Consider the following 13,072-nt stretch of genomic DNA (forward strand, 5'->3'; position numbering starts at 1 on the left):
AGCGATTGCAAGGAGCGGGAATGCCGGGCATCTGTTCGGCATGAGCCCCGCGCCGATCCTGGTGCTGATCGTCAATTACCGCACGGCGGCGCTGACGATGCGCGCGGTGGAGGCAATCCTGCCCGAAATCCGCGCACGCGGGGATGCACACATCCTGATCGTCGACAATGGATCGGACGACGGCTCGGTGCAGGCGATCGCCGCTGGAATCGAGCGACTGAAGATCGCCGATTGCTGTTCGTTGCTGGCGCTCGACATCAATCTGGGCTTCGCGGGCGGCAACAATGCCGGGCTCGCCCGGTATCGCGATGCGAGTGGCGGCCGGTGGCCCGAATTCATCTGGCTGCTCAACCCCGATACCGAAGCGGAACCCGGCGCCCTCAATACGCTCGTCGATTTCCTGGCTGATCATCCTGGGGCGGGGCTGGCGGGCGGGCGCTGCCTTCGGCCGGATGGCAGCATCCGGCACAGCGCCTTCCGCTTCCACAGTCCGCTCACCGAGTTCGTCACCGCGCTCGATTTCGGACCGATACGCAGGGTGATGTCGGATTACGACGTGGTGCTTCCCATCGGGCAACGGCCTTGCCGCACCGAGTGGCTGTCGGGATCGCATCTCATGGTGCGGGGCACGGTGTTCGAACGGATCGGTCTGCTCGACCCCGCCTATTTCCTCTATTTCGAGGAAACCGATTTCTGCGCCCGCGCCGCCGATGCGGGCTTCGAGGCGTGGCACGTGCCAGCAAGCCGGATCGTGCATCTCGGCGGCCAGTCGACCGGCGTTACGGAGGCGCAGCCGCGCGGCCGGCGCCCGCGCTACTGGTTCGCCTCACGCGCGCGCTTCCTGCTCCGCCGCCACGGCGCGGCAAAGACTCATCTCGCCAACCTGCTCTGGCTGGTGGCGACTCCGATCGGAAGCGTGATCGCTCACCTGCGCGGCCGGCCCCGCCAGGAACCGCCCCGGCTGTGGCGCGACTTTCTCTGCCATTATTACGGCCCGAGGGGGTTGATGTACCGAACGCGCGAGTTGGCCGCATGAACCGGCCTCGCCTGCCCGATTTCGTCATCATCGGCGCGATGAAGGCCGCTACGAGCACGCTACACATGCAACTCGCGGCGCAACCGGGGATCTTCATGGCCACACCGAAGGAACCCAACTTCTTTGGCAACCCTGACCGATGGGCGCTAGGGCTGGGCTGGTATCAGGGCTTGTTCGCAGCCGCCCGCACCGACGATCTGTGCGGCGAAGCCAGCACCCACTACACCAAGCTGCCGACCCTGCCGGATGCCCTGCCCCGGCTACGCGACACGATCCCGGACGCGCGCCTGATCTACATGATGCGCCATCCGATCGAACGCCTTGTCTCGCATTACAGCCATGGCTGGCTCGAACGCTCAATCGACGGGCCGATCGAAACGGCAATCGAGCATCATCCCGAACTGATCGACTACGGCCGCTATGCGATGCAGATCGCCCCGTGGATCACCGCCTTCGGGCGCGACGCGATCCTGCCGGTCTTCGCCGAACGGCTGGCCATCGCCTCGCAACAGGAGCTCGAACGCGCCTGTCGCCATATCGGCTATGCAGGGGAAGCGCGGTGGGATGAGTCCATCGCTCGGCAGAATGTCTCAGGGGAAAGGCTGCGCGACAGCCCCTGGCGCGATCGGCTGGTCGACCACCCGCTGGTCGGGGCCATCCGCCGCCGCCTCGTCCCGCGATCGGTCCGCAATCGTATCAAGCGCCATTGGCAGATGCGCGAACAGCCGGCGCTGAGCGACGCCCTTCACCGGCATCTGACAGGGATTTTCGATCACGACCTGGCCGACCTCGGTCGCCTGCTCGGCACGCCACTTGATTGCGCCCGTTTCAGGGACGTGGTCCGCGAGCGCCCGCTAAGCTGGGCCTAGAGCGATTTCTAGGCAGATGGGAACATCCGCCGACTCGGAAATCGCGGTAAAACAACAAGGTAGAGCCGACGAGCCGATGCAGTCGGATCGCGAAAGGCTCTAGGAAGCCCGCGCAGCGGCCGCCAGTTCGGCATTGCGCCGCGCCGCCGCCGCCAGTGTCTCGCGCATCAAATGCTTGAGCCGGTCTTCGGCGTCGAGAACATTGAGCCCTTCGCGCGTGCTGCCGCCAGGGCTCGCCACCCGATCCGCCAGGACCTCCGGGCCTTCGGTCGACTGCGCGGCGAGCAGTCCCGATCCCTTCACCGTCGCGACCGCCAGCCGCATCGCCTGATCGGCCGGAAGCCCCAGCGCCTCGCCGGCGCTGGCCATCGCGTCGATGAAGCGGAACAGGAAGCCCGGCCCGCAGCCCGAAAGCGCGGTCACCGCATCGAACAGGGCTTCGTTATCGATCCACTCGATCAGCCCGAGCGGCGCGACCAGCCCGGCCGCCTCGGCCCGCACGCCATTATCGGCGGTGCCCGAATAAAGCGCCGTCACCCCTTCGCCGATCGACACCGGCAAATTGGGCATGGCGCGGACGCTATGCTCCACGGAAAATGCCTGCCTGAGCGTCTCCGTCTCCACGCCGGCCAGGATCGACAGCAGCAGCCTGGGCGCGCCCGTCTTCTGCTCGAACACGCCGCGCACGGCATCGAGCTGCTGCGGCTTGACCGCGAGCACCAATATATCCGGCTGCTCGTCGCCCGAGGGCAGTTCGCGCAGCAGGGTCACGCCCTGCGGCACCTGCTCGATAAAGGGATCGATGACGGTGATCGGTCGCTGCAATCCCGGTGCCGCCAGCCAGCCGCGCAGCATCGCGCCGCCCATATTGCCGGCGCCCACCAGCCACAATGCGCCCTCGGACATCGGCTCAGGCTTCGCCTTGGGTCTCGATCATCGCGGCGGCGATGGCTTCCTGCGGGGTCTTGTCGCTCCACAGCACGAACTGGAACACCGGATAGAAGCGCTCGCATTCGTCGATCGCCGTCTCGATCAGCGTCTCGGCCTGGTCGAGGCTCAGCACCGCATCCCCGCCCTGCACGTCGAGCAGGGCCGCATGGCGGAACAGCACCATCGAGGAGCTGGTCCACATCTCGAAATGGCCGAGCCAGAGCTGCTCGTTGATCAGCCCCATCGTCTCATACATCGCGGGGCGCTTGTCGGCCGTCACACGGATATCGGGCAGGGCCAGGAACTGAAGGACACGATCCTCCTCGCGCCATACGGCGCGGAGTTCATATTGCGCCCAGCTGCCCTGGAATTGAGCGACGATCTCCTCATCGCCCCCGCGCTGATATTCCCATCCGCGCGCGGCGAAATAATGTTCGAGCATATCGATGGGGGCGCTTGCATCGCGCGCCGATTCGAAATCGTCGACGTTCATCAGGGGCTAACTCCATTGCCCTGGCACGATCAGCTCGCGCTCTGCCCTACCCATTCTTCCGTGACGTGGAAAGGTGCGCAGTTCAACCCGCAAAGCCCACATATCTGTGGATAGCTGCGGATCAGCTATCGGCTTTGGGGGCCTCCGGAGACACAGCGTCGAGCCGGGCCTTCAGCGCCTCGACCTCGTCGCGCGCCGCGGCGGCCATTGCCTTGACGGCTTCGAACTCCTCACGGCTGACGAGATCGAGCCCGCCAACCCATTCCTTGACCCGCTCCTTGAACGCCGATTCGGCCTCGCGACCCATGCCGGCCAGGGTTCCCGCGGCGCCGTTCATCATCTTCACGAAATCGTCGAACAGGCGATTCTCGGACTGCATTCGTCCCATTCCTTCTATGGCCGCACGGGCGCTTCTTCGATGATGATCTGGGTATTCCCCTGCCCCGGCGCAAGGGCCGCTCCGTCTGGATTGAGCCTGTGTATCTGCCAGTTGAGGACACCCGCGAACATCAGCCAGGCCAGATAGGGCAACATCAGCAGCCCGGCAACGCGCCGAATCCGCCAGAAAAGCGCGGTGGCGGCCCCCGCCCATAGCAGCATCGCGATGATCAGGCCGAACGCCAGCATGATCCGGTGTTCCTTGAAGAAGACCGGCGACCAGGCCAGGTTGAGCGCGAGCTGGACTAGGAACAGGGTCACCGCGATCCCGCGCCCCTTCGTGTCGCGCGCGCCCAGGACCAGGGCCAGGGCGAGCCCCATGACGATGTAGAGGATCGACCAGGCAAAGGGGAAAACCCAGCCGGGCGGCATCAGCGCCGGCTTGGCCAGCCGGTCGAACCAGAGATTGCCATAGCCCGAATCACCCAGCCTTGCGGACAGCATCCCGAGCAGCAGGATGACGGGGACGGTGATCACCACCCAGCGGATCCATCCGCGCGAAGCCTTCGATCCACTATCGTCCATCGGTTCCCTCCGTCTCGCCGCTCACCGCGCCGATCAGGAATTCCACATTGCCCTCCGGCCCTGTGATCGGACTGGTCGTGATTCCCGCGCTCCGCCAGCCCTGCTCCTCTATCCAGCGCGTCACCTCCGCACAAACTCGCTCATGCACCGCGGGATCCCGAACCACACCTCCCTTGCCGACCTCTTCCCGCCCCGCTTCGAATTGCGGCTTGATCAGGGCAACCAGCCTGCCGCCGGGCCGAACGAAGCCGAGCGGCGCCACCAGCACCTTCGTCAGCGAGATGAAACTCGCATCGCACACGACCAGATCGATCGGTTCCGGGATTTCGGCAGGCGTCAGATAGCGGGCATTGGTCTGTTCTAGGACGACGACACGCGGATCGCTGCGCAATTTCCAGGCAAGCTGGTTGGTCCCGGAATCAACCGCATAAACCCGTGCCGCGCCATGAGTGAGCAGCACGTCGGTAAAGCCCCCGGTCGATGACCCCACATCGATGGCGACCACGCCCTGCACGTCCCAGCCAAAATGTTGCAACCCGTGGGCCAGCTTGATCCCGCCCCGCGAGACCCATGGGTGATCCCGCCCCCGCACCTCGATCGGCGCATCGGCCTTCATGCCCTGCCCGGCCTTCTCGATCTTGCGCTCGCCAGAAAACACCAGCCCCGCCAGGATCAGCGCCTGCGCCCGCGCCCGGCTCTCGGCCAGCCCGCGATCCACCAGCAACTGATCGACACGGACACCAGCCGCCATCAGGGACTCTTCGGAAAAATGGTGGGCGGTGACGGGCTCGAACCGCCGACCCTCTCGGTGTAAACGAGATGCTCTACCAACATGAATTTCCGCCTATCCCAGCAGGGAACAAATGTCGAGAACAAAAAATGAACAAATGCACTGCGATGGAGGATGCTCCATCGATCAGGCAGCCCGAGTGCCGTGCCCTAACTGCAAATGCTTGATGCGCTCATGGAACCGCCTATCCTTGCGAAGGTTAATGGCCGATTGGGGGCGAATCTGCCGGGGCGGGCTTTAGAAGACGAATGAACGACCGATCGACATTGGAGGCACAGGCGGGGGAGCAGCGCTACCAGTTGCTCGTCAACGCGATCAGCGATTATGCGGTCTACATGCTCGATCCCTCCGGGCGCATTGTCACCTGGAATTCGGGCGCCCGCCGGTTCAAGGGCTATGAGGCGGACGAGATCGTCGGCCAGCATTTCTCCCGGTTCTTCACGTCGGAGGACCGCACCGCGGGGATGCCGGAAACGATCCTGCGTACCGCGCGGGAAGAAGGCCGTTATGAGGGCGAGGGTCTGCGCATCCGCAAGGACGGCAGCCTCATCTGGGTTCATGTCGTCGTGGATCCCATCGTCGCCGATGACGGCACCCTGATCGGCTTCGCCAAGATCACCCGAGATATCACCGAACGACGCGCGACCGAACGCGCGCTCTACGCGGCCGAACAGCGCTTTCGCATGCTCGTTCAGGGCGTGCGCGATTATGCGATCTACATGCTCGATCTCGATGGCAGGGTGACAAACTGGAATGCCGGCGCGGAAGCGATCAAGGGCTACCGCGCCGACGAGATCGTCGGGGAGCATTTCTCGCGCTTCTATACAGAGGAGGATCGCATTCGCGGCGAACCCGGCCGGGCGCTCGAAACGGCCCTGCGCGAAGGGCGCTACGAACGGGAAGCAGAGCGGGTGCGCAAGGGCGGCACGCGTTTCTGGGCTCATGTCGTGATCGATCCGATCCATGACGAGCAGGGCAGGCTGATCGGCTTCGCCAAGATCACGCGCGACATCACCGAGAAAAAGCGCGCCCAGGAGGAGCTGGAGCAGGCCCGCGCCGCGCTCTTCCAGTCGCAGAAGATGCAGGCGCTGGGGGAACTCACCGGCGGCATCGCGCATGATTTCAACAACCTGATGACGGTTATCCGCGGCTCCGCCGAGTTGCTCCAGAAGGAGGAACTGGTCCCGGAAAAGCGCCGCCGCTATGTCCGCGCGATCACCGAAACGGCCGACAAGGCCACCGCCCTCACCGCCAAGCTGCTCGCCTTCGGCCGCCGCCAGGCGCTTCGGCCGGAGGTGCTCGACCTCGGCAGCCGGCTTGATGCCTTTGGAGAGGTTCTTTCGCGCACGCTAGGCAGCCTGATCGAGGTGAAGCTCGAGCTTGCTCCCGATCTCTGGCCGATTGAGGCCGACGCAGCGGAGCTGGAAACCGCGCTGCTCAACGCCGCTTTCAATGCCCGTGACGCGATGCCCGATGGCGGCTCTCTAACAATTTCGGCCCAGAATGTAGCCGATGAGGACGCGGTGTGCATCGCGCTTCGCGATACCGGGGAAGGCATCGCGCCGGACATACTCGAACGGGTGTTCGAGCCGTTCTTCACCACCAAGCCGGTCGGCAAGGGCACAGGTCTCGGGCTCAGCCAGATCCACGGCTTTGCGGCTCAGACCGGCGGCCGGGCCCGGATCGAATCTGTCCCAGGCGGCGGAACCACCGTCAGCCTGCTGCTGCCGCGTACCGATAAAGTGCCGGATCTCGGTGCGGCGGCTCGCTCAGCCATCGCCAATTGGAAACGGCTCGATGTGCTTCTGGTGGAGGACAACGACAATGTTCGCCAGTTTGCCCGCGCGATGCTGGGGGAACTGCGCGCCGATGTCACCGAGGCCGAAAATGCCGAGACCGCGCTCGATCTGCTCGAACGGCGCCGGTTCGATCTGGTCTTCTCCGACATCGTCATGCCGGGAATGAGTGGCCTCGATCTCGCTCGCCGCCTGCGCGACACCAAGCCCGCCCAGCGAGTCCTCCTCGCCACCGGCTATAGCCGCGAAGTCGCGGGCGGCGAGGCGGCGGGCTTCCACATCGTCCAGAAACCCTATGGTGCGGAATCGCTCACAGCGGCGATCTCCCTGGCGCTGGCGGATTGATTCAGGGGCACTTCCGCCTGAACCACGTCTTGGACATCTCATCCGTTGGTCCATTCTCGTCATTCCCACGAAAGGGGGAATGATATCGCTGGCTCAGGGTCGCTCGTCTTTTCATTTTCCTGCAAATAATCGCAGGTCTTTTTAAATCCGGCAAATATACAACCCAATCATTGTGACAATTCGTCGTCAGCATTTTCTCAAATCGACGGTTTTGTGATCACTTCCCATAAAAATCCCTCCCCGTGTAGGGTATGATATTTTACGAATCTCCACCTCGTCTATTCTGCATTTACTTCCATTATACTGATAATTTACTGAAATAATATCTTCAATTGGTTCAACGACATCCATATGATCCAACGGTTTAACAATTTCAGGATCGTATGCATGCCCCTTCACCAACACTTGAACTTCCACATCAAAACCTACGGCATTATTGATTTTTGTCTTCAACTCCCTGGAACAGGCGGCAACCATAAGACATCCGGCAAGAAGAATTATAGCTCTCATCTTGCCGCCCTTTCTTTTTGCTTTCTGACCGCATAATTATCGGCATCGATGTCAAAGGGATTATCATCTCCCAAATATGTTCCCGCAATTTCTAGCGGAATATAAAGAGGGCCCAGAACTTGTCCCTGATAAGTATGCCCCTCTTCATGCAAACCATTATTGACCTGCTGGCCCGTGTAGGAATCCGGATTGTCCCTTTCCGGTCCATATCCGGGTGCATAGATCTGTATGTTACCTACAGTATAAGCGCGACCATCGATGTTTAAGGGCGAGTTGAGCAACTGGAGCGCGTTGTTCCCAAATCGAAATTTCGGATCCGTTCCCATAACCTTGCCCGCGACATAAGATGGCAACGCCGCAGCTAGCCCTATGGCTGTATTTGGCGAATTCCACACCTTGCCGGCCATGTCGACCACTGTTTCCGCGAGGCCACCAGACTGGTCAGGCATCTTCCGCTCCATTTTCACATGAGCAGGCGACGCACTGGTAGCCGATTTCTTGCTTTCCCGAAACAAGCGTACCAACTCGGGCTCTCGTGGTGCAACAGGCTTCGATCTTTCGCGAGCCCATTGAATAAAACCGGCATCGCCAGCCGCAATGCGGCGCTGAGCAGATGGGCTCTCCCGCACCCAACGTACGAAATCGGAGCGCTCGTCATGATCATTTCTGCCGATAGTCGACTTATAGCTTCCCGGCGTATCGCCCTCCACGAGAAGACCTCGCCCTAACAAGCCACCCCGATCCGACCATCCTTCCCTATCGCCCACCGACAAAACTCCCGCCTTTTCGTGACCGCCCATCGATCGAGGACGACCATAGCAAAAAAACCGCAAAATGTTAAGAACAAAAAGAGAACATTAAAATTACGGCTTACGGATGGCAAGCACTCTCTCTATCAGCGGAAGCTGGCTCGCCAGCATCATCTCTCGCGCCTCTTCCACCCCGAACCAACGCGCCGCATCCACCTCGGGAAATCTCTGCATCCGTCCGCTTTTCGGGGGCCACTCCATCTCGAACATATTACTGCGGATCGCCGCCGCGTCGATGTCCGCTTCGATCGCGAATGCCTCGACGATCTTGCCGCCCGCCTGCCTGATCTCGCCCAGCGGCACCAGCGCGCCCTCCAGCGCCGCACCCAGTTCCTCCTGCGCCTCGCGCAGCGCCGCGCTCGCCGCATCCTCGCCGGGCTCGATCATCCCCTTGGGAATCTGCCATGCACCGGCATCCTTGTTGCGCCAATAGGGCCCGCCCGGATGGACGAGCAGCACCTCCATCGCGCCCTCGCACACCCGCCATATCAGCAGTCCGGCACTGCGCGGGGCGGGCATCCTATTCCCCCAGCAGGTGGAGCGCGATCGTGCGCTGATGCGGCCGGCGGCGGTGCTCGAACAGATAGATGCCCTGCCACGTCCCCAGCGCCAGCCGTCCGCCGATCAGCGGGATGGAAAGCTGCACCTGGGTCAGCGCCGCGCGCAGATGCGCTGGCATGTCGTCGGGTCCTTCGTCATCATGCGCATAGGCCGCCGGGTCCTCGGGGGCGATCCGCGCGAAATAGCGCTCGATGTCGCCGCGCACCTCGGGCGCCGCATTCTCCTGGATCAGCAGCGATGCCGATGTGTGCCGGCAGAACAGCGTCAGCAGCCCATCGCGCATATTCTGCTCCGAGACCCAGCGCACAACTTGGCTGGTGATCTCCGACAGTCCCTGTCCCCGGGTATCGATCTCGACCATCGTCTGCGCCTGGCGCATGCCGTTTGCTCCACCCTGTTCATACGCGCCTTTCCGCCACCGACGCGCGCTTGTCGAGTTTACAAGCCGTAGCGTCATATCCGGATACGCGTCACGACGGGGCTCGCACTAACGCCCCACATGGGTTAGGTTTCCCCTCGGGTGGCCAGAGGATCGGTACAAGCCCTTATGGTATGCGTCAGATATTTCAGGATATTTGGCCACGGGTAGAAGGTTGCGTAGGGGGTCTCGGATGGACGCATCCAGGGCGATGGACGACATCAATGCGCCGGCATTGCTGGCGGAACGCTGGTCGCTTCTGGCCAGTGCTATCGAACAGCTGGGCAGCGCCCGCTCGCTTGAGGACATCGTCGAGATATTGCGCAGCTCGGCGCGCCGCATCGCCGGCGCCGACGGGATCACCGTGGTTCTTAGGGACAATGGTCAATGCCATTATGTCGCCGAAGACGCCAAGGCGCCGCTGTGGGTCGGCCTGCGCTTCCCCCGCGACAGCTGCATATCCGGCATTGCGATGCGCGATCGGAAAGTCGTCCTGATCCCGGACGTGATGGCCGATCCGCGCGTGCCCCACGCCGCTTATGAACCTACATTCGTGCGCAGCATGGCAATGATCCCGATCGGCGCTCCGGAGGCGGTCGCCGCGATCGGGGCCTATTGGTCTGATACCGGCACGCCCAGCGCCGCGGCGGTCGCCCTGCTGCACACGCTCAGCCGCGCCGCGACCACCGCGCTCGAGAATAGCCGCCTTCTGGCTTCGCTGACCGAACTCAACGGGGCACTGGAAGCCCGCGTTGTGGAGCGCACCGCCCAGCTGGAGCGCACCCAGGAAATGGCCCGCCAATCCCAGAAGATGGAGACGATCGGCCAGCTCACCGGCCATGTCGCCCATGATTTCAACAATCTGCTGACGCCGATCATGGGCAGCCTCGACCTCATCCTGGCGCGCCAGACGATCACCGACGGTGTGTTGCGCAGTGTCAACGTCGCGATGGATGCGGCGGAGCGCGCCCGGCTGCTTGTCCAGCGCCTGCTCGCCTTCGCCCGGCGCCAGCCGCTCGCGCCGAGCCCGGTCGATCTGCGCGATCTCATCCTCGGCATGCGTAATCTGCTGGCCAGTTCGCTCGGCCCCCGCATCGCGCTCAGCTTCGATGTCGCCTCCGATCTGCCGCAGGCGATGGGTGACCGGCATCAGCTGGAAATGGCGCTGCTCAACCTCGCGGTCAATGCGCGGGACGCGATGCCGGAGGGCGGGATCCTGTCGATCTTGGCCGATCGTGGCGAGGCTTCCAGCCGTCCCGAGACGCTCGCCCGTGGCGATTATGTGCGCGTGATCGTCCGCGACGACGGCACCGGCATGGACAAGGCGACCCTCGCCCGCGCGGTCGAGCCGTTCTTCAGCACCAAGGATATGGGCCAGGGCACGGGCCTCGGCCTTTCGATGGTCGACGGGCTCGTGGCCCAGCTCGGCGGCACGTTGGAGATCCACAGCACTCCCGCTACCGGAACCACGGTCATCTTCTGGCTGCCGGTCGCACGCGAAAAGGCTGCTACCCCAGCGCCGGTGCAACCCGCGCCGGAGGACGATGCGCCACCCGGGACGGTGCTGGTCGTGGACGACGAGAGCCGGGTGCGCACCGCTACCGCATCGATGCTCAATGCCCTGGGTTATGACACCGTCGAAGCGGGCAGCGCGATCGAGGCGCTCGACCAGCTCGATGACGGCCTCGATCCGGCGATTGTCATCACCGACCATCTGATGCCGGGAATGACCGGAGCCGAGCTTGTACTGCGCCTGCGGGAGGAACGCCCCGGCCTGCCGGTGATGATCATCTCGGGCTATCAAGGCGTCGACCTGCTGGCCCCCGACGTCGTCCGCGTCTCCAAGCCCTTCCGCCGGGCCCACCTCAGCGCCGGCATCGCCGCCGCGCGTGAGAAGATCATGGCCTGAATGCGGGTCGCAAGCCCTCCGAGAAGGCCGATTTCTCCTTCTCCTAAAGCACGCGGCTCTATTTCCCTGGGCAGGCCCCGATCCGCCGCCCGGTGCTGGTGGACGTCATCTTCATGCTCATCCGGCCGGTCATCGTCGCGCTCGACGTGATGTTGAACGAGGTCGGCGAATAGCTGCCGTTCGCCCGTGCGGTCATCGTCCCGCCATTCTGCTGGCAGCTCATCTCGGTCGATATTCGTCCGCCCAGCATGGAATATTTGGTGAAACGACAGGAAGGGTTCTGCTTCAGCATCTCCTGCGGCCCCTGCTTGGCCTGCTCGGGGGTGATGCAGTAGCTCTGCTTCGTTGTCTTCCCTTTCATCATCGCCGCCATCTGCGGCGGCGCGCCCGGCATGTCGATCGACTGGACCGTCACAGAGGACTCCCACAACCCCGGCTGGACCTGCGCTTGGGCTAGGTGGGGAAGCGGCAACAGCAAGGCAACGCACAGACAGTTCGAAAATCGCATATGACTCTCCCTGCCCCCGCCGCCACTGTGCCGCATCGAGCAGCACTTGGAAAGCGGGCGAAACGACGTCGGCATTGCACGCCGCCTATGCCGGAGCGGCGAGGATCGCCGGCACCCCTTGTTCGCGCCCTGATACCTGATCCAGATCAGTCAATTCGGTCGGAACCCTGCCCGCGTGGCTTTCGTTCTGCCCGTATAATAGTCTAACAGCAGGATGAATGATGGCGACCCGATTCAGGATCGAGGAGCGTGAGCGACGCTCGCAATTTCTAACCGACAGTTTCCAGCGGGGCTTGGCCCACTGGAATCGCGAACGCCTTGCGCCCCGTCTTCCCGATGAGGATTGGGCCCGCCGCTTCGAGCGCGATGCCCGTATGGTTCGCCTCGAACGCGCCTTTCTGGATGAGCTACGGGCCGAAATCGCAAACGAGGCGGCCGCGGTGCCTACCGATCCCGACGGCTTCATAGCGTGGTTCGAGAATCTCAAACACGTCGGCCCCGGCCAGGGCGATCCGCTTTTTCCTTGGCTGGCCGAGCAGGCAACCCGCGACGAGCTGCGCTGGTTCTTCGAACAGGAAGCGGCGGGCGAAGCCGGCTTTGACGATCTCGTCGCCTACACCCAGGTCAAGCTACCCGTTCCCGCCAAGCTGGAACTCGCCCGCAACTATTGGGACGAGATGGGGCGCGGTACACGTGCCGGAATGCATGGGCCGATGCTCGACACTCTTGTCGAGACGCTTGCGGTTGATCCGTCCATCGAAAACACCGTCTGGCAGAGCCTCGCGCTCGCCAATGCGATGACGGCGATGGCGACGCATCGAGATCTAGCCTGGCATTCGGTCGGTGCGCTCGGCGTGATCGAGTTGACCGCGCCGGGCCGCTCGGCAATGGTCGCAAAGGGCCTGCGCCGCATCGGCCTGTCGGATAGGGAGCGCCGCTATTTCGATCTCCACGCCGTGCTGGATGTCAAGCACAGTGCCGATTGGAATCGTGAAGCGCTGCACCCGCTTGTTACGGAGGATCCGCGTCGTGCCACGGCCATTGCAGAGGGCGCGCTCGTCCGGCTGCGCTGCGGCGCGCGCTGTTTCGACCGATACCGTAAACATCTCTGGGCGGACCGTTGATCGCCCCCTAA

The 13,072-nt window shown here is 63.3% G+C and carries 15 protein-coding genes; 5 read left to right on the forward strand and 10 right to left on the reverse strand.

Features of this window, described 5'->3' with window-relative positions; all coding sequences use genetic code 11:
* Positions 1–40 precede the first annotated feature (40 nt).
* Both CMV14_RS18405 and CMV14_RS18410 read left to right on the forward strand, forming a co-directional pair.
* Positions 41–1,036 carry a glycosyltransferase family 2 protein gene (locus CMV14_RS18405; RefSeq protein WP_066962589.1) on the forward strand — a complete coding sequence of 332 codons (996 nt, stop codon included), beginning with the start codon at positions 41–43 and terminating at the stop codon, positions 1,034–1,036.
* Positions 1,033–1,905: a sulfotransferase family protein gene (locus CMV14_RS18410; protein ID WP_066962586.1), complete on the forward strand. Its 873-nt coding sequence runs from the start codon at positions 1,033–1,035 to the stop codon at positions 1,903–1,905. The genes CMV14_RS18405 and CMV14_RS18410 overlap by 4 nt, the downstream gene beginning before the upstream one ends.
* Positions 1,906–2,004: 99 nt before the next feature.
* Here the strand turns inward: CMV14_RS18410 and proC are convergent, their stop codons facing one another.
* From proC to CMV14_RS18435, 5 genes are all read right to left on the reverse strand, one after another.
* Positions 2,005–2,811 (reverse strand): pyrroline-5-carboxylate reductase, encoded by an 807-nt coding sequence (gene proC / locus CMV14_RS18415; protein ID WP_066962583.1) that lies wholly within the window; start codon positions 2,809–2,811, stop codon positions 2,005–2,007.
* A gap of 4 nt (positions 2,812–2,815) precedes the next feature.
* Positions 2,816–3,328, reverse strand: a complete 513-nt coding sequence (locus CMV14_RS18420; protein ID WP_066962580.1) for a type III secretion system chaperone family protein — start codon at positions 3,326–3,328, stop codon at positions 2,816–2,818.
* Between the two features lie 121 nt (positions 3,329–3,449).
* Positions 3,450–3,707, reverse strand: a complete 258-nt coding sequence (locus CMV14_RS18425) for an accessory factor UbiK family protein (protein WP_066962577.1) — start codon at positions 3,705–3,707, stop codon at positions 3,450–3,452.
* Between the two features lie 14 nt (positions 3,708–3,721).
* Positions 3,722–4,291 carry a TspO/MBR family protein gene (locus CMV14_RS18430; protein WP_066962574.1) on the reverse strand — a complete coding sequence of 190 codons (570 nt, stop codon included), beginning with the start codon at positions 4,289–4,291 and terminating at the stop codon, positions 3,722–3,724.
* A complete protein-coding gene (locus CMV14_RS18435) occupies positions 4,281–5,042 on the reverse strand; it encodes a TlyA family RNA methyltransferase (protein ID WP_066962571.1) in 762 nt (253 codons plus the stop codon). The genes CMV14_RS18430 and CMV14_RS18435 overlap by 11 nt, the downstream gene beginning before the upstream one ends.
* Positions 5,043–5,329: 287 nt before the next feature.
* On the opposite strand from CMV14_RS18435, the gene CMV14_RS18445 reads away from it, so the two are divergent.
* Positions 5,330–7,222 carry a hybrid sensor histidine kinase/response regulator gene (locus tag CMV14_RS18445; RefSeq protein ID WP_066962568.1) on the forward strand — a complete coding sequence of 631 codons (1,893 nt, stop codon included), beginning with the start codon at positions 5,330–5,332 and terminating at the stop codon, positions 7,220–7,222.
* A 186-nt stretch (positions 7,223–7,408) separates the two neighbouring features.
* Here CMV14_RS18445 and CMV14_RS26530 read toward each other — a convergent pair whose 3' ends face one another.
* The 4 genes from CMV14_RS26530 to CMV14_RS18455 form a co-directional block, all read right to left on the reverse strand.
* On the reverse strand, positions 7,409–7,732 hold the full coding sequence (locus CMV14_RS26530) for a hypothetical protein (protein ID WP_139114704.1): 324 nt from the start codon (positions 7,730–7,732) through the stop codon (positions 7,409–7,411).
* Positions 7,729–8,499 carry a hypothetical protein gene (locus tag CMV14_RS26535; RefSeq protein ID WP_153046166.1) on the reverse strand — a complete coding sequence of 257 codons (771 nt, stop codon included), beginning with the start codon at positions 8,497–8,499 and terminating at the stop codon, positions 7,729–7,731. Before CMV14_RS26535 ends, CMV14_RS26530 begins: the two co-directional genes overlap by 4 nt.
* Positions 8,500–8,595: 96 nt before the next feature.
* Positions 8,596–9,060, reverse strand: coding sequence for an NUDIX hydrolase (locus tag CMV14_RS18450; protein WP_066962565.1), 465 nt, complete (start codon positions 9,058–9,060; stop codon positions 8,596–8,598).
* A 1-nt stretch (position 9,061) separates the two neighbouring features.
* Positions 9,062–9,481: a secondary thiamine-phosphate synthase enzyme YjbQ gene (locus tag CMV14_RS18455; protein WP_066962562.1), complete on the reverse strand. Its 420-nt coding sequence runs from the start codon at positions 9,479–9,481 to the stop codon at positions 9,062–9,064.
* Positions 9,482–9,713: 232 nt separating this feature from the next.
* Here CMV14_RS18455 and CMV14_RS18460 point away from each other — a divergent pair, with 232 nt between their 5' ends.
* The gene (locus CMV14_RS18460) at positions 9,714–11,429 is read left to right on the forward strand and encodes an ATP-binding protein (protein WP_066962557.1); all 1,716 of its coding nucleotides are present in this window, start codon (positions 9,714–9,716) and stop codon (positions 11,427–11,429) included.
* A gap of 58 nt (positions 11,430–11,487) precedes the next feature.
* Here CMV14_RS18460 and CMV14_RS18465 read toward each other — a convergent pair whose 3' ends face one another.
* Complete coding sequence (locus CMV14_RS18465; RefSeq protein ID WP_238147084.1) at positions 11,488–11,844, reverse strand: DUF3617 domain-containing protein; 357 nt, start codon at positions 11,842–11,844, stop codon at positions 11,488–11,490.
* Between the two features lie 314 nt (positions 11,845–12,158).
* Between CMV14_RS18465 and CMV14_RS18470 the strand changes: the two genes are divergently transcribed.
* A complete protein-coding gene (locus CMV14_RS18470; RefSeq protein WP_066962716.1) occupies positions 12,159–13,061 on the forward strand; it encodes an iron-containing redox enzyme family protein in 903 nt (300 codons plus the stop codon).
* Positions 13,062–13,072 lie beyond the last annotated feature (11 nt).

Source organism: Rhizorhabdus dicambivorans, assembly GCF_002355275.1.
GTDB lineage: Bacteria > Pseudomonadota > Alphaproteobacteria > Sphingomonadales > Sphingomonadaceae > Rhizorhabdus > Rhizorhabdus dicambivorans.